Origin of the sequence: Streptomyces sp. NPDC048002 (genome assembly GCF_040653275.1) — a bacterium.
Lineage (GTDB): Bacteria > Actinomycetota > Actinomycetes > Streptomycetales > Streptomycetaceae > Streptomyces.
The window spans coordinates 1-21,379 of sequence record NZ_JBEZNL010000033.1; the positions used below are offsets into that span (position 1 = coordinate 1).

At 71.8% G+C, this 21,379-nt stretch carries 22 protein-coding genes; 13 read left to right on the forward strand and 9 right to left on the reverse strand.

From position 1 onward, the window contains the following. The 3 genes from AB0E07_RS29920 to AB0E07_RS29930 form a co-directional block, all read right to left on the reverse strand. A partial coding sequence (locus tag AB0E07_RS29920; RefSeq protein ID WP_362259270.1) for a DUF2637 domain-containing protein occupies nucleotides 1-143 on the reverse strand: 143 nt, incomplete at its 3' end. 124 nt (nucleotides 144-267) lie between these two features. After that, nucleotides 268-1,116 carry a DUF3558 family protein gene (locus tag AB0E07_RS29925; RefSeq protein ID WP_362259023.1) on the reverse strand — a complete coding sequence of 283 codons (849 nt, stop codon included), beginning with the start codon at nucleotides 1,114-1,116 and terminating at the stop codon, nucleotides 268-270. Nucleotides 1,117-1,223: 107 nt separating this feature from the next. Then, nucleotides 1,224-2,033 (reverse strand): DUF3558 domain-containing protein, encoded by an 810-nt coding sequence (locus tag AB0E07_RS29930; RefSeq protein WP_362259026.1) that lies wholly within the window; start codon nucleotides 2,031-2,033, stop codon nucleotides 1,224-1,226. Nucleotides 2,034-2,203: 170 nt separating this feature from the next. Here AB0E07_RS29930 and AB0E07_RS29935 point away from each other — a divergent pair, with 170 nt between their 5' ends. Continuing rightward, on the forward strand, nucleotides 2,204-3,397 hold the full coding sequence (locus tag AB0E07_RS29935) for an RtcB family protein (protein ID WP_362259029.1): 1,194 nt from the start codon (nucleotides 2,204-2,206) through the stop codon (nucleotides 3,395-3,397). 54 nt (nucleotides 3,398-3,451) lie between these two features. Here AB0E07_RS29935 and AB0E07_RS29940 read toward each other — a convergent pair whose 3' ends face one another. The 4 genes from AB0E07_RS29940 to AB0E07_RS29955 all read right to left on the reverse strand — a co-directional run bounded on the left by AB0E07_RS29940 (nucleotide 3,452) and on the right by AB0E07_RS29955 (nucleotide 5,824). Beyond that, on the reverse strand, nucleotides 3,452-4,288 hold the full coding sequence (locus tag AB0E07_RS29940) for an LAGLIDADG family homing endonuclease (protein WP_362259032.1): 837 nt from the start codon (nucleotides 4,286-4,288) through the stop codon (nucleotides 3,452-3,454). Nucleotides 4,289-4,445: 157 nt separating this feature from the next. Then, entirely contained in the window at nucleotides 4,446-4,526 is an 81-nt protein-coding gene (locus AB0E07_RS29945) for a tyrosine-protein phosphatase (protein ID WP_362259273.1), read from the reverse strand. Then, on the reverse strand, nucleotides 4,508-4,981 hold the full coding sequence (locus tag AB0E07_RS29950) for a tyrosine-protein phosphatase (protein ID WP_362259035.1): 474 nt from the start codon (nucleotides 4,979-4,981) through the stop codon (nucleotides 4,508-4,510). The genes AB0E07_RS29945 and AB0E07_RS29950 overlap by 19 nt, the downstream gene beginning before the upstream one ends. Before the next feature lie 66 nt (nucleotides 4,982-5,047). After that, nucleotides 5,048-5,824: an SDR family NAD(P)-dependent oxidoreductase gene (locus AB0E07_RS29955; protein WP_362259038.1), complete on the reverse strand. Its 777-nt coding sequence runs from the start codon at nucleotides 5,822-5,824 to the stop codon at nucleotides 5,048-5,050. A gap of 255 nt (nucleotides 5,825-6,079) precedes the next feature. Between AB0E07_RS29955 and AB0E07_RS29960 the strand changes: the two genes are divergently transcribed. Continuing rightward, nucleotides 6,080-6,550, forward strand: coding sequence for a hypothetical protein (locus AB0E07_RS29960; protein ID WP_362259041.1), 471 nt, complete (start codon nucleotides 6,080-6,082; stop codon nucleotides 6,548-6,550). Here AB0E07_RS29960 and AB0E07_RS29965 read toward each other — a convergent pair. Continuing rightward, the gene (locus AB0E07_RS29965) at nucleotides 6,541-6,975 is read right to left on the reverse strand and encodes a helix-turn-helix domain-containing protein (RefSeq protein WP_362259044.1); all 435 of its coding nucleotides are present in this window, start codon (nucleotides 6,973-6,975) and stop codon (nucleotides 6,541-6,543) included. The two genes, AB0E07_RS29960 and AB0E07_RS29965, sit on opposite strands and share 10 nt — an antisense overlap. A gap of 125 nt (nucleotides 6,976-7,100) precedes the next feature. Here AB0E07_RS29965 and AB0E07_RS29970 point away from each other — a divergent pair, with 125 nt between their 5' ends. From AB0E07_RS29970 to AB0E07_RS29995, 6 genes are all read left to right on the forward strand, one after another. After that, entirely contained in the window at nucleotides 7,101-7,985 is an 885-nt protein-coding gene (locus tag AB0E07_RS29970) for an NADP-dependent oxidoreductase (RefSeq protein WP_362259046.1), read from the forward strand. 166 nt (nucleotides 7,986-8,151) lie between these two features. Beyond that, nucleotides 8,152-9,267 carry an LLM class flavin-dependent oxidoreductase gene (locus AB0E07_RS29975; RefSeq protein ID WP_362259049.1) on the forward strand — a complete coding sequence of 372 codons (1,116 nt, stop codon included), beginning with the start codon at nucleotides 8,152-8,154 and terminating at the stop codon, nucleotides 9,265-9,267. Continuing rightward, nucleotides 9,264-9,848, forward strand: coding sequence for an FMN reductase (locus AB0E07_RS29980; RefSeq protein WP_362259052.1), 585 nt, complete (start codon nucleotides 9,264-9,266; stop codon nucleotides 9,846-9,848). The genes AB0E07_RS29975 and AB0E07_RS29980 overlap by 4 nt, the downstream gene beginning before the upstream one ends. A 258-nt stretch (nucleotides 9,849-10,106) precedes the next feature. Continuing rightward, entirely contained in the window at nucleotides 10,107-10,853 is a 747-nt protein-coding gene (locus tag AB0E07_RS29985) for a response regulator transcription factor (RefSeq protein WP_362259056.1), read from the forward strand. Then, nucleotides 10,854-12,293 (forward strand): HAMP domain-containing sensor histidine kinase, encoded by a 1,440-nt coding sequence (locus AB0E07_RS29990; RefSeq protein WP_362259059.1) that lies wholly within the window; start codon nucleotides 10,854-10,856, stop codon nucleotides 12,291-12,293. A 417-nt stretch (nucleotides 12,294-12,710) separates the two neighbouring features. Next, nucleotides 12,711-13,973, forward strand: a complete 1,263-nt coding sequence (locus AB0E07_RS29995; protein ID WP_362259062.1) for an ArgE/DapE family deacylase — start codon at nucleotides 12,711-12,713, stop codon at nucleotides 13,971-13,973. A gap of 43 nt (nucleotides 13,974-14,016) precedes the next feature. Here the strand turns inward: AB0E07_RS29995 and AB0E07_RS30000 are convergent, their stop codons facing one another. After that, the gene (locus tag AB0E07_RS30000) at nucleotides 14,017-15,591 is read right to left on the reverse strand and encodes a CBM35 domain-containing protein (protein WP_362259065.1); all 1,575 of its coding nucleotides are present in this window, start codon (nucleotides 15,589-15,591) and stop codon (nucleotides 14,017-14,019) included. A 251-nt stretch (nucleotides 15,592-15,842) separates the two neighbouring features. Between AB0E07_RS30000 and argH the strand changes: the two genes are divergently transcribed. From argH to AB0E07_RS30025, 5 genes are all read left to right on the forward strand, one after another. After that, nucleotides 15,843-17,255, forward strand: a complete 1,413-nt coding sequence (gene argH, locus AB0E07_RS30005) for an argininosuccinate lyase (protein ID WP_362259068.1) — start codon at nucleotides 15,843-15,845, stop codon at nucleotides 17,253-17,255. Between the two features lie 110 nt (nucleotides 17,256-17,365). Beyond that, complete coding sequence (locus tag AB0E07_RS30010) at nucleotides 17,366-18,148, forward strand: hypothetical protein (protein ID WP_362259071.1); 783 nt, start codon at nucleotides 17,366-17,368, stop codon at nucleotides 18,146-18,148. 209 nt (nucleotides 18,149-18,357) lie between these two features. Further along, on the forward strand, nucleotides 18,358-18,972 hold the full coding sequence (locus AB0E07_RS30015; RefSeq protein ID WP_362259276.1) for a sigma-70 family RNA polymerase sigma factor: 615 nt from the start codon (nucleotides 18,358-18,360) through the stop codon (nucleotides 18,970-18,972). Between the two features lie 141 nt (nucleotides 18,973-19,113). After that, entirely contained in the window at nucleotides 19,114-19,623 is a 510-nt protein-coding gene (locus AB0E07_RS30020) for a hypothetical protein (RefSeq protein WP_362259073.1), read from the forward strand. Between the two features lie 77 nt (nucleotides 19,624-19,700). Continuing rightward, complete coding sequence (locus AB0E07_RS30025; RefSeq protein WP_362259076.1) at nucleotides 19,701-21,221, forward strand: SPFH domain-containing protein; 1,521 nt, start codon at nucleotides 19,701-19,703, stop codon at nucleotides 21,219-21,221. Nucleotides 21,222-21,379: the final 158 nt, after the last annotated feature.

Genomic DNA, 21,379 nt, shown 5'->3' on the forward strand with positions numbered 1-21,379 from the left:
TTCCCGAAGCCCTTCTTGAGGGCCAGTTCCCGCACGGCGGCGTACGAACCCGCGAAGCCGATGCCGGCGATGATCACGGCGCCGAACACGACCACGCCGATGAGAACGCGGTGCATCCGGGTCAGCTGTATTGGCGCGGCCACCCGCACTCCCCTCCCCTTGCGTGTTGTTGCGCGCAACAGGGTGGCACATGTGTGCGGCGTACGCGTTGCCGGTAGGTCAGCTCTTCTTCGAAGAGGTCTTCGAGGATGTCGTCGAAGACGCCCGCTACGAGGACTGGGAGGACGCCTTCGAGGACGACTTGGAAGCGGACTCCGAGGCCGACGCGGACGGCGCCTTGCCGGTGGAGGTGCCGCTGCCGTTGGCCTCGGTCACCGCGGCCACGGCCTCCTTGGCGGCCTTCTCCGCCAGCTTGGCGAGGGTGTCCGCGCTCGGCGTCTTCTCACCGGCGAGACCGGCGCCGTTGTAGTCGAGGGTGATGACCACGTTCTCGACCCGGGCCACCACCGTCTGCTGCTTGAAGGCGCCTTCCTTCTTCTTCAGGTCGTAGCGCACCAGCGTCGCCTCGTCGCCCGTCCCGGCGACCGGCTCGGACTTCACGTTCTTCGCGCCGTCCACCGCCTGGACGTCCCCGACCTGCTTGGCGTAGTACTCCTGCGCCAGCTTGTCGCCCTCGCCGCGGGTGACGTCCGACTCGAAGCGCAGCAGCGAGACATTGAGCCAGCGGAACTGCGAGCCGTCCACGCCGTTGTTCTCGAGGCTGCTCCAGGAGCAACTGGCGCGCGTCGCGGTGTCGTCGGACGAGCCCTCCTTGCCCGACTTGCCACTCTTCGGTACGAGATCGCCGAGAGTGTCCTTCGACAGCACGTCGCAGGAGTCCGGCAGCTTGTCGTACGCGGCAGCCTGCACCGTGGGCGAGGGGCTCGCCGAGGCCGAGGCGCTCGCCGCGGAGTCCTTGCCCGCCTCGTCCGAACCGGAACCGGAGTCGGAGGAGCAGCCGGCGGCGATCAGCATCGCGGGGACGGCAGCCGCGCAGACAAGGGCGCGGGGAAGGCGCCGGGCTCGCTGGTCGCTCGGGTCACGCTGGGCTGTTCGCTGCATGGTTCCTTCACTCATCAGACTCGTGGTTCCTGCCGTCGGATCGGGTCCGAGGGGCCACGGTACGCGGTGAGCAAGCCGGGCGTTTTGCTTTCGCCTTCTTCGCGAACGGGCCCGAACCGGCCTCACTCGGCCAGTGACTCGGCCAGTTCGGCGGCCAGTTTCCTTGCCCTGTCCTGCATTTCCTCGCTGTCCGGGACGGCGCCGACGACGGCGGGCTGCTCCTCGTACTCGACGGTCACGATGACGTTGGACGTGCGGAACGCCACAGTCACCGTGCGCTGCTGGGCCGTCGAACCGGCGCTGCTCAACGCGTCGTCCAGGAACGCCTCGTCCCCGAGGTCGTCCAGGACGCGGGGCTGGAGGTCGGTGGGGGTGGCGGACGGCGAGGCGGAGGCGTCGTCGGAGGGCGTCGAGGAGGCGGAGCCGCTCGGGGTGGCGGTGGGGCTGCCGGTGGGGACGGGGTCGGAGTCCGTGACCGTCGGCTCGGGGAGGTTGGCGGCCGTCTGCCGGGTGGCGAAGATCTGCTCGGCCTGGCTGTCGTCGCTGACGGCGTTGTCGTACGAGACCACGCGCTCGAAGTCGACGAAGAGGTGGTCGGTGGCGTCAGCGGACTCCACCTTCCAGCGGCAGCCGACCTTGCGGTCGGTGTCGTAGGTGAGGGTCGCGGTGCCCTCGTAGGCCCGCTCCCGCTGTTCCTCGTCGGCGAGTTGCTGGATGCCGGGCAGCAGCAGGTCGAGGGTGTCCGGGTCGGCGGCGCCGCAGGGCTCGGGGAGGGTGCGGTAGCGGCCGGGTTCGGCCGCGGCCGACGCGGTGCCGGAGTCGCCCGGGTTGGAGTTGTCCGTGTCGCCGCCGTCCGCGGAGGCGCCGGTGCAGCCGGCCAGCAGGGCCGCGAGGAGCGCGGCGGCGCCGGGTACGTACGCCTTCCGCTGCACGGTCGGCTCCTCTCGCTGCGGGTTAATCGTTTGCGGGGTGGGGGCGGCCCCTGGAGACAATGTGTATCGCACGCACTGCCGTGGACGCCGGTCCGTTGTCCCATTCATTGACCTTGGCGCCGGTTTTGCGATTTAAGACTTGTGTCGGTTTCCGGGGGAATGAGGGCGATATGTCGTACGTGGAGATGCCGGGCGCGAAGGTTCCGATCCGCATGTGGACCGATCCGGCGACGGTGGAGGACGTGGCCCTCCAGCAGCTGCGGAACGTGGCGACCCTGCCCTGGATCAAGGGCCTGGCGGTCATGCCGGACGTCCACTTCGGCAAGGGCGCGACGGTCGGCTCGGTCATCGCGATGCAGGGTGCGGTGTGCCCGGCGGCGGTCGGGGTGGACATCGGCTGCGGAATGTCCGCGGTGAAGACGTCCCTCACGGCCAACGACCTCCCCGGCGACCTGTCCCGCCTCCGCTCGAAGATCGAGCAGGCGATTCCGGTGGGGCGGGGGATGCATGACTCGCCCGTCGACCCGGGCGGCTTCCACGGCCTGGCCACCGCGGGGTGGGACGACTTCTGGGGGCGGTTCGACGGCGTCGCGGAAGCGGTGAGGTTCCGCCAGGAACGGGCCACGAAGCAGATGGGGACGCTGGGAGGCGGTAACCACCTGATCGAGACCTGTACGGATTCAGAGGGTGCGGTCTGGCTCATGCTGCACTCCGGCTCCCGGAACATCGGCAAGGAACTGGCGGAGTACCACATCGGTGTCGCTCAGCGACTCCCGCACAACCAGGGCCTGGTTGATCGCGATCTCGCGGTGTTCGTCTCGGACACCCCGCAGATGGCCGCGTACCGGAACGACCTGTACTGGGCGCAGGAGTACGCCAAGTACAACCGCGCGATCATGATGGCGCTCCTGAAGGACGTCATTCGCAAGGAGTTCAAGAAGGCGAAGGTGACCTTCGAACCGGAGATCTCCTGTCATCACAACTACGTGGCGGAGGAGCGGTACGAGGGCATGGACCTGCTGGTCACGCGAAAGGGCGCGATCCGCGCGGGCACCGGGGAGTACGGGATCATCCCGGGCTCGATGGGCACCAGCTCGTACATCGTGAAGGGACTCGGCAACGAGAAGGCCTTCAATTCCGCTTCGCACGGGGCGGGTCGGCGCATGAGCCGTAATGCCGCCAAGCGCCGGTTCACGGTGAGGGATCTGGAGGAGCAGACTCGGGGCGTCGAGTGCCGCAAGGACTCCGGAGTTCTGGACGAGATTCCGGCCGCCTACAAGAACATCGACCACGTGATGGCTCAGCAGCGGGACCTCGTCGAGGTCGTGGCCAAGCTGAAGCAGTTCATCTGCGTGAAGGGCTGACCAGCCAGTGAGGCTCCGGTGGCGACCGCCGGGGCCTCACTGTCCGTTGGTCCGTTACTTCTCGTTCGGCTGCGGGATCATGCCGTTGCGAAGACGCCAGTGCCGAAGATTGCAGCTCTGTGCGGTCCGGCCGAGCGCGCGGGCGGCAGCGGTCGGGCTCTTCAACTCCAGCAGGATGTGATCCTCCTGCGCGGTCCAACGGCGTCGCGGTGGCGCGATGCGCATGCTTTCCGGCCGTACCCAGGAACCGAGCGACTCGGCGGCCGCTTGTTTGCGCTGAAGTGACAGACAGCCCTCGTAGTAGAGGTGTGCTGCCAGAGCTTGGGCGTTCTCCTTCGTGTAGAGGACGTTGTAGATACCGTCTCGGGCATTGCGCTTCAGGGTGCGCTGCGAGCCCGTGATCTCCTGTGCGTACGTGGACAGGAAGGCGGCGATCGGCGTGCTGGCGGTGGTCAGGGAGACGAAGGGCAAGCCCCGGTTGGTGTGCCCGACGGAACCGTCTGCGTCGATGATTCCGCGGAGGTAGTCCCGGTGGGAGAACGCGGTGCTGCTCGGTGGCGAGACCGTCCGGGACTTGTGGCCGTAAGGGAGACCGAGTTCGTTGAGCCGGGTTCTGGCTTCCAGAGAACAAAGTGTCCAGATGGCCGAGGTGTGGGTATCGGCGAAGTTGGTGGACCGAGTGCGCCCGGTGATGCTGCTGTAGTAAGGCGTGAGCCGCTGGAATTCACGCAGGACGTCGATATCGCGGGCGCTGATCTCGACGGTCAGTCTCCCCTTCTGTCCCACACCCCGGCTCAGGTGCCCGTCCGCCTGTAAGAAGCCGAACATGTAGGCGTATTCGGGGACCGTGAGGTCCATGAAGCGGTGAGCGGTAGTCTCGCGGTCAGCCATGAGGAAGTGGTTCCTTCCTTGCTGGTCAGGCCCTCGGTGGGGATGGCAGTCCCCATCGAGGGTCGTCTCTTTTGTGGTGTGGTGCGAGCCTAGGTGTCAGTTCGGGTGCCGTTCGAGTAATCGGACGTGATCACCCGTATGAGCTAAATCGGGGGCTTCACAAGCGGTTGGTGAGGGTGAAGTCCTCGACGATCGTCTCCTCCGGGACGTCCAGGAGGGTCAGGACCAGTGCCGCCACCTGCCCTGTGCGGTCCTTGCCCGAGGCGCAGTGGAAGACCAGGGTTCGGCCGACTTCGCTGATCCGGCGATGAGTTCGAGGTCCTGGCGGATCTCCTCGGTGCCGTCCTCGGCGACCTCCATGAACCGTTCCGCCAGGTACGGGCCCGCGTCGACGTCCGCGGTGAGCGCCGCCTGGTCGTAGGGGCGGTGCTCGATGCCGAGGTTGCGGTAGGTGAGGGAGGCGTGCTCCGGGACGCGGCCGCGGGCCTCGATCTCCCACGGGTGGCGCAGGTCGATCACCGTACGGACGCCGAGGGCGAGGAAGCGGGACCAGTCCTCGGTGCCCTCGCGCAACTTGCCGAGGGAGTCGGCGCGGTAGAGGCGGCCGGTGCGGACCAGGCGGCCGTCGGTGGTCCGACAGCCGCCCAGGTCACGGAAGTTGTGCAGGGCGTCGAAGCGTATGCGCCGGTCCACGATCACGGTTGTACAGCGGCGGGCCGTCTCCGCGTCGGGGGTTTTCGGCGTGGCGCCCGCCCGTCGTCAGACCTCGCGGTGGACCTTCGTGTTCGAGGCCTGGGCGCGGGGGCGCACCACCAGCAGGTCGATGTTGACGTGGCTGGGGCGGGTCACCGCCCAGGTGATCGTGTCGGCGACGTCGTCGGCGCTCAGCGGCTCCGCCACGCCCTGGTACACCTTGGCGGCCTTCTCCGTGTCGCCGCCGAAGCGGGTGAGCGCGAACTCGTCCGTCTTCACCATGCCGGGCGCGATCTCGACGACCCGGACCGGCTTGCCGACGATCTCCAGCCGGAGGGTCTCGGCGAGGACGTGCGCGCCGTGCTTGGCGGCGACGTAGCCACCGCCGCCCTCGTACGTGCCGTGGCCCGCCGTCGACGACACCACGACCACCGTGCCGTCGCCGCTCGCCTCCAGCTTCGGGAGCAGGGCCTGGGTGAGGTTGAGGGTGCCGATGACGTTCGTCTCGTACATCGTGCGCCAGTCCGCCGGGTCGCCGGTGGCGACGGGGTCGGCGCCGAGGGCGCCGCCGGCGTTGTTGACGAGGAGGGAGATCGCCCGGAAGGCGGTGGCGAACTCGTCGACCGCGGCGCGGTCGGTGACGTCCAGCTGGTAGGCGACGGCCGAGTGCCCGGCCGCGTTGATCTCCTCGGCCAGCGCCTCGATGCGGTCCTTGCGGCGGGCGGTGAGGACGACCCGGTGACCGGCCGCGGCGAGCCGGCGCGCGGTGGCGGCGCCGATTCCGCTGCTCGCACCGGTGACGACGGCGATGCGGGAGTCTGCGGAGGGTGCGGCGGGGGCCATGGGGCTGCTCCTAGGGGCGTGACCGGGTCCGGACGTGGCTGTCCTGTCCGGCCAGGATAGGCGGGGGCCCGGCGGGGCGGATCGGGGTCTCGGTGCGTGGGCGCGGGGCCGCAGGCGGGGTGGCCGACGGGGTCGTGGGGTGCGGTGGGGTCCGGGCGTCGTCACCTGATGGACGGCGCCTGCGGCGCGGCGCGCGTGGGATACATCCGTACGACGGGATGACCCATGGCGGGTGAGCGCGAAGGAGTGGGCGGTATGCGGCGTGTGCGGGTGCTCGGGGCCGGGATCGCGGCGGTGCTGGCGGTGACCGGTGCCGCTTCGGGGGCCGGCGCGGTCCAGGAGCGGGAGGCGGACCTCTCCTACCACGGGGCCGCGTCGCTGGCCTTCGGCCAGGTCGACCTGCGGCTGACCCCGCGCAACCACGGGCCCTCGGCGGTGGAGGACGCGACGGTACGGCTGCGCTGGTCGGAGCCGCTCGCCGACCGCCAGTGGCTCCCGGAGGGCTGCGCCCGCTCCGGGGCGCGGGCGGTGCTGTGCCGGGTGGGTGCGCTGGAGGCGGACGAGGTGGGCGAGCGGATCACGCTGCGGGTGTGGCTGCGCGAGGTGCCCTCGGAGGTCGGGCTGGAGATCGACACGGTGTGGAGCGGCGGCGCCGTGGACCGCAACCCGGACAACGACCGGCAGCGGGTGCTGGTCCTCGACACCGGCGACGCGTACTACTTCTGAGCCGCGGAGGCCGCCGGGGCCGGCGTCCGGTCCTCCTCGTCGTAGCGCTCGCGCGCCGCGTGCACCTGGTCGATGTGGGTCTCCGCCCAGTTCTTCACGGCCGTCAGCAGCATGGCCAGGCTGTGGCCGAGCGGGGTCAGCTCGTAGTCGACGCGCACCGGTACGGACGGGGTGACCGTGCGGGAGAGGATGCCGTCCCGCTCCAGGGCGCGCAGGGTCTGCGTGAGCATCTTGGGGCTGACCCCGGCGATCTTGCGGCCCAGGTCGCTGTAGCGCATGGGCCCGGCGGCGAGCGCGGAGACCACCAGGCTGACCCACTTGTCGCTGATGCGGTCCAGCAGCTGGTTGGTGGGGCAGCCGCGCAGGAAGGCGTCGTACTCGACGCGGGCCTCCTCGCGCCGCTGTGCCGCCGTCTTCGTCGCCATGGCTCACCTCCGGGTGATGAACGCACCTTCAGGTAACTACTTACGAATGGATAGTAGCTCTTCCTAGGGTTGCTGATGCCGAGGAGATACCGAGGCGAGCAACTCCATTCGAGGAGCGGTCGGTTATGCGTGCTGTGGTGGTTTCGACGTTCGGTGGGCCCGAGGCCGTGGAGGTCGTGGAGACCGAGGTGCCCGAGCCGGGGGCGCGGCAGATACGGATCAAGGTCGGGGCGGCGGCGCTGAACCCGGTGGACGCCGGGGTACGGGAGGGCGTCTTCGGCGGCGCGGGCGAGCGGCTCGGGCTGGGCTGGGACGTCGCGGGGACGGTGGACGCGGTGGGGGCCGACGCCGGGTGGACGGTCGGCGAGGAGGTGGTGGCGCTGCTCCACGGCACGGTGAAGCCGCTCGGCACGCACGCCGAGTACGCCGTGGTGGACGCGGACGCGGTGGCCAAGGCGCCCGCCGGGGCCGACGCCGTACGGGCGGCCACGGTTCCGCTGAACGCGCTGACCGCGGCCCAGGCCCTGGATCTGCTGGAGGTCGCGCCCGGACGGTCGCTGCTGGTGACGGGGGCCGCGGGGGCGGTGGGCGGATACGCCGTCCAGCTCGCCGCGCACCGCGGGATCGCGGTGACCGCGCTGGCCCGCGAGGCGGACGCGGATCTGGTGAGGTCGCTGGGCGCGGCTCGCCTCGCGGGTGCGGAGGAGGGCGGCTTCGACGCGGTGCTCGACGCGGCGGTGCTCGGAGAGCCGGCGCTGGAGCGGGTGCGGGACGGTGGCGCGTACGTCGGGGTGATCCCGGGGGCCCAGCCCGCGCCGGTGCGGGGGGTGCGTACCGCGGCGGTGGAGGTGCGTGCCGACGGGGCGCGCCTGGCCGAGCTGGTCGGGCTGGTGGAGAAGGGGGTCCTGACGCTCCGGGTGGCCGGTACGTACGCCCTGGACGAGGCGGCGCGGGCGCACGCCCGGCTGGCGGAGGGCGGGGTGCGCGGGCGGCTGGTGCTGGTGCCGTGAGGCGGGCGCCCCGGTGTCGTCGGCCGGTCGCGCCCCTGGGGTGGGGGAGGGGCGCACCCGGTCGGTCCCGTCTCCGGCGCCCGTTCCGGGGAGGGGGAATACCGCGCGCACGGGCTCCGTTCCAGGGGTATAGTTGAACCGTCAACAACCTGGAGGGTGAGCGACCATGCAGTTCGGGATCTTCAGCGTCGGCGACGTCACGCCGGACCCCACCACGGGCCGGACGCCGACCGAGCGTGAGCGCATCAAGGCCATGGTCGCCATCGCGCTGAAGGCCGAAGAGGTCGGCCTGGACGTCTTCGCGACCGGTGAGCACCACAACCCGCCGTTCGTGCCGTCGTCGCCGACGACCATGCTCGGCTACATCGCGGCGCGGACGGAGCGGCTGGTCCTCTCCACCTCCACCACCCTCATCACCACCAACGACCCGGTGAAGATCGCCGAGGACTTCGCGATGCTCCAGCACCTGGCCGACGGGCGCGTCGACCTGATGATGGGCCGCGGGAACACAGGTCCCGTCTATCCGTGGTTCGGGCAGGACATCCGGCAGGGCATCAACCTCGCGATCGAGAACTACGCCCTGGTCCACCGGCTGTGGCGGGAGGACGTGGTGAACTGGGAGGGCAAGTTCCGCAGCCCGCTCCAGGGCTTCACCTCCACGCCCCGCCCGCTGGACGGCGTCGCGCCGTTCGTCTGGCACGGCTCCATCCGCTCCCCGGAGATCGCCGAGCAGGCCGCGTACTACGGCGACGGCTTCTTCCACAACAACATCTTCTGGCCGGCCGACCACACCAAGCGGATGGTCGAGCTGTACCGCAGCCGCTACGCCCACTACGGCCACGGCACCGCCGAGCAGGCCGTCGTCGGCCTCGGCGGGCAGGTGTTCATGCGGAAGAACTCCCAGGACGCGGTGCGCGAGTTCCGCCCCTACTTCGACAACGCCCCGGTCTACGGCCACGGGCCCTCCCTGGAGGACTTCACCGAGCAGACCCCGCTGACCGTCGGCTCCCCGCAGCAGGTCATCGAGAAGACGCTGTCCTTCCGCGAGTACGCCGGCGACTACCAGCGCCAGCTGTTCCTGATGGACCACGCCGGACTGCCCCTGAAGACCGTGCTGGAGCAGCTCGACCTGCTCGGCGAGGAGGTCGTGCCGGTGCTGCGCGAGGAGTTCGCGAAGAACCGTCCGGCGGACGTGCCGGACGCCCCGACCCACGCATCCCTCAAGGCCGCGCAGGAGAAGTCCGCGCAGGAGAAGTCCGCCCAGGAGGTGACCGTCCGATGAAGCTCGTCGTCGTCTCGGCGGGGCTGAGCGTCCCGTCCTCCACCCGGCTGCTCGGCGACCGGCTGGCCGCCGCGGTGCGCGGGCGGACCTCCGCCGAGGTGGAGGTGGTGGAGCTGCGCGACCTCGCCGTGGAGATCGCGCACAACTTCACCAACGGCTTCGCCGGGCCGAAGCTGGCCGCGGCCCAGCGGGCGGTCACCGAGGCGGACGGGCTGGTCGTGGTCACGCCGGTGTTCTCGGCCTCGTACAGCGGACTGTTCAAGTCCTTCTTCGACGTCCTCGACAAGGACGCGCTGGCCGGGAAGCCGGTGCTGCTCGCCGCGACCGGCGGCACCGCCCGGCACAGCCTCGTCCTGGAGCACGCCCTGCGCCCGCTCTTCGCCTACCTGCGGGCCGTGGCCGTCCCGACCGGCGTCTACGCCGCCTCGGAGGACTGGGGTGCCGAGGGTCTGGACGGGCGGATCGATCGGGCGGCCGGGGAACTGGCCGCGCTGATGACCGGGCTGCGGGCGGCGGCGGCCGTGCCGGCCCAGGACCGCCTGGTGCCGTTCGAGGAGCAGCTCGCGGCGCTCCGGCCCTGAGGGCGGGGCCTGAGCGCGTGCCCCGTCCGGCCGGCCCGTTCCGGGGCCGGCCGGACGGACGGTGTGTGGGGCGCGAGGCCGGGCCCAACCGCGTCCGTTCCGGTGGAGGGCCGGGTGGCCCGTACGACCGTGAGGGATCGTGGGGGACGGTGAGGGACCGTGAGGGACCGCGTCCGTGACGGTGAGAGGCAGGTAAAAAGGCCCACCGCCGACCCGCCCGTCCCGCTGGACGGCCGTACGGCTTGGCAGACTGGCGGCGTGCCTCAGACCGTGCTCCTCGCCGAAGACGACCGCGCCATCCGGCACGCCCTGGAGCGTGCCCTGACCCTGGAGGGCTACCGGGTCACCGCGGTCGCCGACGGCGTGGAGGCGCTCGCGCAGGCCCACACCTCGCCGCCGGACGTGCTCGTCCTGGACGTGATGATGCCCGGCATCGACGGCCTCCAGGTCTGCCGCGTGCTGCGCGCCGAGGGCGACCGCACCCCGATCCTGATGCTGACGGCGCTCGTGGAGACCCAGGACCGCATCGCGGGGCTGGACGCCGGCGCGGACGACTACGTCGTCAAGCCCTTCGACGTCGAGGAGGTCTTCGCCCGGCTGCGCGCCCTGCTGCGCCGCACCGGCCAGGGCGAGAACGGCACCGCCGAGTTCCCCCGGCCGGCCCCGGCGCAGGCCCCGGAACAGACGCCCGCGCAGGCGCCCGACCGGTGGCTGGAGGCGGCCGGGCTGCGCATGGACCCCCAGGCCCGCCGCGTCTGGCGCGGCCCGCGCGAGCTGGAGCTGACCCGCACCGAGTTCGAGCTGCTGGAACTGCTGGTCCGCAACGCCGGGATCGTCCTCGACCACGCCACCATCTACGACCGGATCTGGGGCTACGACTTCGGCCCCGGCTCCAAGAACCTCGCCGTCTACGTCGGCTATCTGCGCCGCAAGCTCGACGAGCCCGGCGCCCCGCCGCTGATCCACACGGTGCGCGGCGTGGGTTACGTGCTCCGGGAGGACTGAGTGGGCCGTGTCCGGCGGCTGCTGCGGGACCGGCGTCCGCGCCTGGCCTCGCTGCGTACCACCTTCGCGGTGTCCTTCGCCGCGGTGACCGCCGCGGTCACCGTGCTCGTCGGCATCCTCTCCTACAGCGCCGCCGCCCGGCTGGTGCGGGTGGACCAGCAGTCCGTCTTCGACGAGGTCGTCCAGGACGTGCGCAACGAGGTCGGCGCCCGGCGGATGGACCCGGAGGACTTCTCCTCCACCGCGCCCGGACACGATCTGGTCCGTCCCGCGCGGACCGATGTGCAGGTGCTCGGCCCGGACGGCTCCGTCTACGACCCGGGCCGGCCGGGGCTGCCCGTCACCGACGCCGACCGGCGGATCGCGGCGGAGCGGCCCTCGGGCAGCTGGGTGGTCCACGCGGACGTCGACGTCGGCAGCGACGTGTACCGGATCGCCACGGTGTCGCTCGGGGACGGGCGCGGGGCGGTGCAGATCGCCCAGGAGTTCAGCGACACCGAGGACCTGCTCCGGGCGCTCCAGCAGCGGACGCTGATCCTGATGTCCGCCGTCGTGACCGGCGCCGGGCTGTTCGGGTGGTGGCTGGCCCGCCGGATCACCCGCAGACTGATCGTCCTGACCTCCGCCGCCGAGGACGTGGCCCGCACCCGGCGGCTCGGTATCCAGGTCCCGGTGGCCGGATACGACGAGGTGGGGCGGCTGGGCCGCGCCTTCGACCGGATGCTGGGGCGGCTCGCCCAGTCCGAGGAGGACCAGCGGCGGCTGGTCCAGGACGCCGGGCACGAGCTGCGCACCCCGCTGACCTCGCTGCGCACCAACATCTCCCTGCTGCGCCGGATCGACGAGTTCCCGCCCGGCACCCGGGACGAACTGGTGGCCGACCTCGCCCAGGAGGCGCTGGAACTGACCGACCTCGTCAACGAGTTGGTCGACCTGGCGGCCGGGCAGTCCGACTCGGAGCCGCCGCAGCGGGTGGATCTCGCGGACCTCGCGGAGGACGTGGCGGGGCTGTCCGGGCGGCGCACCGGGCGGCGGATCGAGGTACGGGCCAGCGGGGACACCACGACCGACGGGCGGCCGGGGATGCTCCAGCGGGCGATCTCCAACCTCGTGGAGAACGCGGCCAAGTTCGACCGGGGCGGCACCGCGCCGATCGAGATCAACGTGGCCGGTCCCGCCGTGCACGGCACGGTGCGGGTGGAGGTCCTCGACCGCGGCCCCGGCATCACGGACGACGACCTCACTCACGTCTTCGACCGCTTCTACCGGGCCACGGACGCCCGTTCCCTGCCCGGCTCCGGGCTCGGCCTGTCGATCGTGCGGGAGGTCGCCCTGGCCCACGGCGGCGCGACCTTCGCGGCCCGCCGCCCCGGGGGCGGCTCGGTCATCGGCTTCACGGTCGGGGCGGGCTACGACACGGATCCCGCCGTGGAGCCCTGACCTGCGCCACCGGGCCGGTCGACGGCGCCGGGCGGGTGGGCACGCGGGCGGGTGGCCCCGCGGGGGTGGCCCTGCGGGGGTGGGCCCGCGGGCGGGTGGCCCCGCTCCGCTCGCACGCCTGGCCGTCCGGCGGGCCGGGCGGCATCGCGGGCCGTCCACCACCGCGTCCACCACCGGCGTGCCGGTGGAGGTCCGGCGGGTGCGGACGGCCTCCGGGGCGGGTGCGAAGCAGCCTCGGGGCCGGGGAAGCGGGCGCGGACCCGCTCCGGCCTGCGCGGACCCGCTCCGGCCTGCGCGGACCCGCCCCGGCCTGCCCGGCCTCGGTCCGTGCCGGAGGGGGCCGGCGGGGCGCAGGCCCTGCGGTGCTCTGCCGCCCGGACGGGGCGGCCGTACGGGGCGGCCGTTAGGCTCCGGCTCATGTTGAGCCGTGAAGAGGGTGCCGCGCTCGCCGCCGTCGACGAGGGTGACGCGGTCCGTACGCTGCTGGAGCTGATCGAGGTGCCCAGCGTCACCGGCAGCGCGGCCGAGTCGGAGTTGCAGCACCTGCTGGCCCGACGGCTCGAACTGCTGGGCCTGGACGTGGATTTGTGGTCGATGGACCTGGCCGCCCTGCGCGCCGACCCCGACTTCCCCGGCTCGGAGGCCCCGCGCGAGGAGGCGTGGGGGCTGGTCGGCACCACCGGCGGCGAGGACGGGCCGACGCTGGTCCTCCAGGGCCACGTGGACGTCGTACCGCCCGGCGATCCCGCCGCCTGGGCGGGCGATCCGTTCGTCCCCCGGGTCACCGGGGACCTCGTGCACGGGCGCGGCGCCTGCGACATGAAGGCGGGCCTGGCCGCCCACCTCGCCGCGCTGGCCGCAATCCGGGCGGCCGGTGTCCGGCTGCGCGGGAAGGTCGCCGTGCACTTCGTGGTGGGGGAGGAGGACGGCGGACTCGGCGCCTTCGGCACCCTGCGCCGGGGCCACCGCGGTGACGCCTGTGTCATCACCGAGCCGACCGGCGGACGCGTGATCACCGCCAACGCGGGCGCCCTGACCTTCCGGCTCGCGGTGCCGGGCCTTTCCGCGCACGGCAGTTCGCGCGATCAGGGCGTGAGCGCGATCGACGCGTTCCTGCCGCTGCACCGGGCGCTGGCCGTGCTGGAGGCGGACCGCAACCGGGACCCGGCGCCGCTGATGGCCGAGCACCCGATCCCGTACGGACTGTCCATCGGCACGCTGCGTGCCGGTGACTGGGCGAGCAGCGTGCCCGACCTGCTGGTCGCCGAGGGGCGGCTCGGGGTGCGGCTGGGGGAGGAACCGGCCGCCGCGCGGGCCGAGTTCGAGCGGTGCGTGGCCGAGGCGTGTGACGCGGACCCGTGGCTGCGGGACCATCCGGCGACGGTGACCTGGCCGGGCGGGCAGTTCGCGAGCGGGGCGCTGCCGGAGGGGCATCCCCTGGCCGCGCTGGTGCGGGACGCGCGGGAGGACGCGGTCGGCGACGGCAGGCCGCCGGTGCGGGGTGCGACGTACGGCAGCGATCTGCGGCTCTACGCCGGTGCCGGGATACCCACGCTCCAGTACGGGCCCGGTGACATCCAGGTCGCCCACAGCGCGCGCGAGCAGGTGTCGGTGCGCGAAGTCGTGGACGCGGCACGGACGTTGGTGCCGGTGATCCTCAGGAGCGCGGGGACCCGGTGAGCACCGGCGCCCGGAGGCAGGTCGGGCGCCGGTGCGGTCGGGGTTACGGCGTGGCGACCGTGCCGCCGAACGTCACCACGAGGCGTCCGTCCGAGGCGAGGGACCAGCCGAGGGCGCCGTCGTAGGAGGTGCAACGGGAGCCGTTGGTGCCGGACCAGAACTGGTTGGTGCTGTCGGAGTCGCCGATGATCCGGTCGTTGGTGCCGCTGCCGGAACGGCAGGAGGTGTTGTTCCGGAACACCGAGGTGCCGGCGTCGAAGTTGAAGTTGCGCTCGGTGTTGTCGACGCTGACGTTGTTGGAGATCGTCATCGAGCCCGGGTTGCTGTTGTAGGTGAACCCGTGCTTGCCGTTGTCGACGGCGAAGCTGCGCCGCACGACGTGGTTGACGGGTACGTCCTCGCCGCCGAGCTTGTAGCCGTTGCGGTCGCCGTTGCCGGCCTGGGAGCCGTTGCTGAGGGTGCCGTTCTCGTAGGAGAGCGAGTCCTCGATGGTCACCGGGCCGATGGGGTCCTCGTCGGCGTAGGTGTAGAGGTCCCAGCCGTCGTCGATGTTGTGGTGGGCGACGGCGTAGCGGAAGACGTTGCCGGTGCCGGTGGTGAGCTTCGCGGCGAAGCCGTCGGCGTCCTCGCCGTCGGAGTCGGCGTTGTCGTGCGACTCGGCGCTCAGGATCAGGTTGTTGGACGGCCACTGCGCGGTGGGCGTGGTGGAGGTCATCCGGCCGAGCTGGAGTCCGGTGTCCCGGTTGAAGCGGGTCACCGTCCGCTCGATGACGTTGTTGCTGCCGCCGACGAAGATGCCGTTGTCCCCGGCCCGTTCGACGATCAGCCCCTTGATGTGCCAGTACGAGGCGTTCAGTTGGAGCCCGCGGTTGGACGAACTCTCGCTCTGCGCGCTGAAGTTCAGCACCGGTGTCTCGCCCGGGTAGGCGGTGAGGGTGGTGCGGGCGCTCGAAGTGCCGTTGCTCCCGGCAGGGATGGTGACCGTGGATGCCTGGTTGTAGGTGCCGCCGCGCAGGTAGATGGTGCCGCCGGCGGTGATGCGGCTGATCGCCGAGGTGAGGGTGGTGGGCGCGGCCTGGGTGCCGGCCGCGCTGTCGGTGCCGTTCGGGGCCACGTACAGGGCGCTGCCGGTGGGCGGGGTGGTGTCCGAGGTGACCGCCTCGACGTAGTCGACGTTGGGCAGGCCGTTCGCGGTGGTGGGGTTGAGGCGGACGGTGTTGCTGCCCGCGTTGAGGGTCACCGTCACGGTCTGGGTGGCCCAGGTCGACCAGGCGCCGGTGCCCGCGAAGGTCGGGGTCTGCACGGTGGTGCCGTTGACGAGGACGTTCGCCGGGCGGGCGGTGGTGGTGCCGTTGGCGTAGCGGATGTTCAGGGTGGCGGTGCCCGCGGTCGCCGTGTTCACGGTGAACTGGGCGTAGCCGCTGGTCGCGTTGGTGCCGTTGCAGAATCCGCTGCCGGAGAACCCGGCCCAGTCGGAGTCGATCGTCCCGGTGCAGACCGCCGGTGAGGTCTCGGCCTCGTAGCGGGTGGTGGCGGCCTGCGCGGCCGGGTTGCCGGCCAGCGCGACGAGCGCGCCGGCGAGCAGGCCGGCGCACGCGAGAGCGGGTCTCAGGTGCATCGTGGTGCCTCCAGGAGAAACGGACGCGGGTGCCGACCCCTTGGGGGTAAGCGCTTTCTCCGAGAAGCTTGGGAGTGGTGTCGTGGGCGCGTCAATATCCGTGTACGTGATTCTTGTTCACGGGAGTGAACAAATGGATGAATGGAATTGCGGAGTGATGCATAGTCTTGCATTCGGGTGATCATTCATCCAGGATGTTCCCGCGAAGAACCCGAGGGTTCCCCCTTGTTGCCAGGAAGGCGGCACAGATCGTGCGGAACGACACCACCCAGGACGGCGGGCTGATCCGGGGCCGCTTCGGCGAGGGCATGTCGGAGGTGATGGAGCAGATCAACGCCTCCATCGGCTTCGACCGGCGGATGGCCATGCAGGACATCGACGGCTCGGTCGCCCACGTCACCATGCTGAGCGAGCGGAACATCGTCCCCCGGTCGGACGCCGCCGCGATCCTGGGCGGCCTGGAGACGATCCGCGACGAGATCCGGTCGGGCGAGTTCACGTACTCCGTGGCACTTGAGGACATCCACATGAACATCGAGTCCCGGCTGGGTGAGCTGATCGGTGCCGCCGCCGGCCGGCTCCACACCGCGCGCAGCCGCAACGACCAGGTCGCCACCGGTTTCCGGCTCTGGGTGCGCGACGCGCACGACCGCGCGCTCGCCCTGCTCCAGCGGCTCATCGAGGTGCTCGTCGAGCAGGCGGGGCGCAACACCGCGACGATCATGCCGGGTTACACCCATCTCCAGAGCGCGCAGCCCGTGTCCTTCGGCCACCACCTGATGGCCTACGTGGAGATGTTCGGCCGCGACCACGGCCGGCTGCGGGACTCCCGCGAGCGGATGAACGAGGCCCCGCTGGGCGCGGCGGCGCTGGCCGGCACGTCCTTCCCCATCGACCGCGAACGCACCGCGGAACTCCTGGGGTTCGCGCGGCCCATGCACAACTCGCTGGACGCGGTCTCCGACCGGGACTTCGCCCTGGAGTACCTCTCCGCCGCCGCGCTGTGCATGACGCACCTGTCGCGGCTCGCCGAGGAGATCGTGCTGTGGATGTCGCCGCAGTTCAACTTCGTCGAGCTGTCCGACGCCTGGACCACCGGCTCCTCGATCATGCCGCAGAAGCGGAACCCGGACGCCGCCGAACTGGTCCGGGGCAAGACCGGACGGGTGCACGGCTCCCTGTTCGGCCTGCTGACGGTGATGAAGGCGCTGCCGCTGACCTTCTCCAAGGACATGCAGGAGGACAAGGAGCGGACCTTCGACGGCGCCGACACCTTCGAACTGTGTCTGAAGGCGACCATCGGCATGATCGGCGACATGACCGCGCGGGTGCCCGAGATGCGCGCCGCGGCCGGGGCCGCCCACGCCACGGCGACCGACCTGGCGGACTGGCTGACGCGCGAACTCGGCATGCCGTTCCGGGAGGCCCACCACATCACCGGCCGCCTGGTCCGGCTCGCCGACGAGCGCGGGCGCGACCTCGCGGAGCTGACCGTGGCGGAGATGCGGGAGGTCGACGAGCGCGTCCACGAGGGGGTGCTCGCGGTGCTCGGCGTCGAGGACTCGGTGGCCTCACGGCGCAGCCTCGGCGGCACCGCGCCGGAGTGCGTGGCGCGGGAGGTCGAGGTGTGGCGGGGGCGGATCGAAGGGCTGGGCGTCAAGTGAGCGGCCGTGGGGCGCCGGAGGGCTTCCGCGGGGTGTCCCGTTGAGCGACCCTGGTCCCGGTTCCGTACCTCTTCGTGACGACGGCCGGCCGGATGCGAGGATGAGGCGCCATGACAGCAGGGTGGTGTTCTCGCACAGTACGGGCCGCGGTCTTCGCGGCCGTCTGTGTGCTGCTCGCCGCCCTCGGCCACGTCCTGATGTCCGGCCACGACGTGCCCGCGTGGGCCCTGGCCGCCGGAGCCGTCGTGACCGGCGGGGCGGGCTGGCGGCTGGCGGGCCGTGAGCGGGGGCTGCCGCTGGTCGTGACGGTCGTGGTGGCCGCGCAGACCGGGCTCCACTGGGGCTTCTCCCTCGTGCAGCAGGCGTCCGCCGGTGCGACCGGTGCGACCGGTGCGACCGGTGCGACCGGTGCGACCGGGGCCACCGGGGCCTCTGCGGGCATGGGCTCGATGCACACGCACTCCATGCACTCCATGGGGTCGATGCACATGGGGTCCATGCACATGGGGTCGATGCACATGGGGTCGATGCACATGGGGTCGATGGACTCCATGGGGTCGATGGGTCCCATGGACGCGCACTCCGCTGCGGGCGCCGGTCACTCCATGAGCGGCTCGTCGTCCCTCGGCATGTTCGCCGCCCACCTCGTGGCCGCCCTGCTGTGCGGGCTGTGGCTGGCGTACGGCGAGCGGGCCGCGTTCCGCATCCTGCGGGCCGTCGCCGCCCGGCTGTCGGCGCCGCTGCGCCTGCTTCTCCTGCTGCTCGGGCTGACCGTCACCCCGGAGCTGCCGCGCGTCCGCCCGCTGCGCCGCTCCACGCGCCGTGCGCGGCGCCTCCTCCTCGTCCACGCGATCACTTCTCGGGGTCCGCCCGTGGGGACCGTTGTCGGCTGACGACGACAGCTGACCCGAGAGCGCCGGCGAAGGCGCCTCGGGTCCTGGCCGTACGCCCTTGAGGGCCCGGCACTCCCCACGCACCGGACCGCCCGCGGCCGCGCCCGCCGGTCCGGATCACGGATGACCGAGAAGGACACCAGGTGATCACTACAGCCCTGCCCGTACGCGCAACGCCCGTACGCGAAACGCCCGTACGCGCAACTCCCCTGCGCGAGAAACCCGTACGCGCAACGTCCGACACGGCGAAGTCGCTGGACGAGGCGACCACCGCCTGGGCGCTGGCGGCCCGCGCCGGAGACCGGGACGCCGTCGACCGCTTCGTACGGGCCCTGCACCGGGACGTGCGGCGCTACGTCGCCCACCTGTGCGCCGATCCCCAGGCTGTGGACGACCTCGCACAGGACACCTTTCTGCGGGCGCTCGGCAGCCTGCACCGCTTCGAGGGCCGTTCCTCGGCCCGCTCCTGGCTGCTGGCCATCGCCCGCCGGGCGGTGATCGACAGCTACCGGTGCGCCGCCGCCCGGCCCCGGCTCGCGGGCTCCGCCGACTGGCAGTCGGCCGTGGAGAACGCGCAGCCGCGGCACGTGCCCGGGTTCGACGACGGGGTCGTCCTCCTGGACCTGCTGACCGCGCTGCCCGCCGAGCGCCGGGAGGCGTTCGTACTCACCCAGATGCTCGGCCTGCCCTACGCGGAGGCCGCCGAGGTGAGCGACTGCCCGGTCGGCACCGTGCGTTCACGGGTGGCGCGGGCGCGGGCGACCCTGCTGGAACTGCTGGACGAGACGGAGGCGAGGGAGGAGCCGGCCCTTCAGGCGGCGTGACACGGTCCGCGAGGGTTCCACCTGGGTTCGGCATAAAAAAGGCGTAAAGATTGCCGGGATCCAGCAATGAAACGGTCCTGCTCTCCATGTCAGTATTCCGTCAAGTCGGAGGTCGGCGGCGGGGAACGGGGGACGGCGCGCATGGTCTGGTTTCTTGGACTGGGCATCACGGGGGTCGCGCTGCTCGCCCTGTCGCTGGTCTTCGACGGAATCCTGGAGGGGATTCTGGACGGCGCGCTGGACGGCGCGCTCGACGGATGGCTGTCGTTGCCGGTCGTCGCCGGGTTCCTGGCGATGACCGGCTTCGGCGGCGCCATCGCGGCCGGTGGCTTCGGCGCCGGTCCCGTGGCCGCCACCGCGGTGGGCGCGGGCGCCGGTGCGGGCACCGCCTGGCTGACGTACCGCTTCAGCGGTGCGCTGATGCGGGGCTCGACGGCCGACGCGCCGACCGGGAACGACCTGGTGGGCACGTCCGGCAGTGTGGTCACGGCCATTCCGGCGGACGGGTACGGCGAGGTGCTGCTCCGACTCGCCGGTCAGACCGCGAAGTTCGCCGCGCGCAGCGCCGGTCCGGTGGCCCGGGGCGCCGAGGTCTGGGTGGAGTCGGCACCGTCGGCCACCTCGGTCGTGGTCCGCCCGGTGGACCGCTGAACACACCCTCCTCCCAAGCTGTTTCTCTCTTACTTCCTTCGGTTTATCTCTGTTCTCTGTGATTCGGGGGCATTGTCATGAGTGTGGTCGTCCTCGCGGTCGTAGGAGTCGTCGTACTCCTCGTACTGCTCGCGCTGGTCGTCGTCACGCGCTACAAGGTGGCCGGTCCGAGCGAGGCGTTCATCGTCACCGGACGGCGCGGCAAGAAGGCCACCGATCCGGAGACCGGGCGGGTCTTCACCGACAACAGCGGCCAGAAGGTCGTGGTCGGCGGCGGTGTGTTCGTCGTGCCCTTCGTGCAGCAGAAGTTCAGCCTCGACCTGTCCTCGCGGCACATCCCCATCGCGGTGCGCGGTGCGGTCACCCTGCGCGGCGTGAAGGCCAACCTCGAAGGCGTGGCCATCGTCAAGGTCGGCGGCACCGAGGACTCGATCCGGGCCGCCGCCCAGCGGTTCCTGATGCAGCAGGACGGCATCGTCGGCTTCACCCAGGAAGTGCTCTCCGGCGCGCTGCGCGCCATCGTGGGCCGGATGTCGGTGGAGGACATCATCCGGGACCGGGCCGCGTTCGCCGGCCAGGTCGCGGAGGAGGCCGAGGCGAGCCTGTCCGGGCAGGGCCTGGTGCTGGACGCCTTCCAGATCCAGGACATCACCACCGAGGGCTCCTACCTGGAGGACCTGGGCCGCCCGGAGGCCGCGCGCGCCAAGCAGGAGGCCGACATCGCCGAGGCGATCGCCCAGCGGGCCGCCGAGCAGGCCCGGCTGAAGGCGGCGGAGGAAATCGCCGTCGCCCAGCGGACGTTCGCACTGAAGCAGGCCGAGATCAAGGCCGAGACGGACGAGGCCACGGCGCGCGCCGCCGCGGCGGGGCCGCTCGCCGAGGCGGCCAGGCAGCAGGAGATCCTCTCCGAGCAGGAGAAGGTCGCCGAGCGGCAGGCCGCGCTGACCGACCGTCAGCTCGACACCCAGGTCCGCAAGCCCGCGGACGCCCAGCGGTACGCGGCCGAACAGGAGGCCGAGGCGCGCCGGGTGGCCCGGGTGAAGCAGGCCGAGGCGGAGAAGGCGGCGGGCATCGCGGACGCTCAGGCGGAGGCCGAGCGGGCCCGGCTCACCGGTGAGGGCGAGAAGCAGCGGCGCAGCGCGCTGGCCGAGGCGCAGGCCATCGAGGGCCTGAAGCAGGGCGAGGCCGAGCGGTCGCGGCGTGCGGCGGTCGCGGAGGCGGTACGGCTGGAGGGCGAGGCCGAGGCGGCGGCGATCGGGGCGAAGGGCGCGGCCGAGGCGGAGGCCATGCTCAAGAAGGCGGACGCGTACGCGCAGTACGGGGACGCGGCGGTGCTCCAGATGCTCGTCGAGGTGCTGCCGCAGGTCGTGGCGAAGGCGTCCGAGCCGCTGAGCGCGGTGGAGAAGATGACGGTCATCTCCACGGACGGCGCGGGCCGCATCCCGAAGGCGGTCGCCGACAACGTGGCCCAGGGCCTGGAGCTGATCGGCTCCACCACGGGCATCGACCTGGCGGAACTCCTCAAGGGCGTCACCTCCCGCACGACCCCGCAGACCCCCGCCACGCCCGCCAACGGCAAGGTGGAGATCACGGGCTGACCCCCGCGCGGGCCGAGCCCGGCAGGCTCCGGCGATCCACGGAGGGCGCCACCTCTCACCGGTGGCGCCCTCCGGCGTACCGGCGCGGCCCGCGAGGGGGGACCTCGCAAGGCTGGTGATCCTGCTGGTGCGGGCCGGGCCCCGGAGCGGCACCGTGG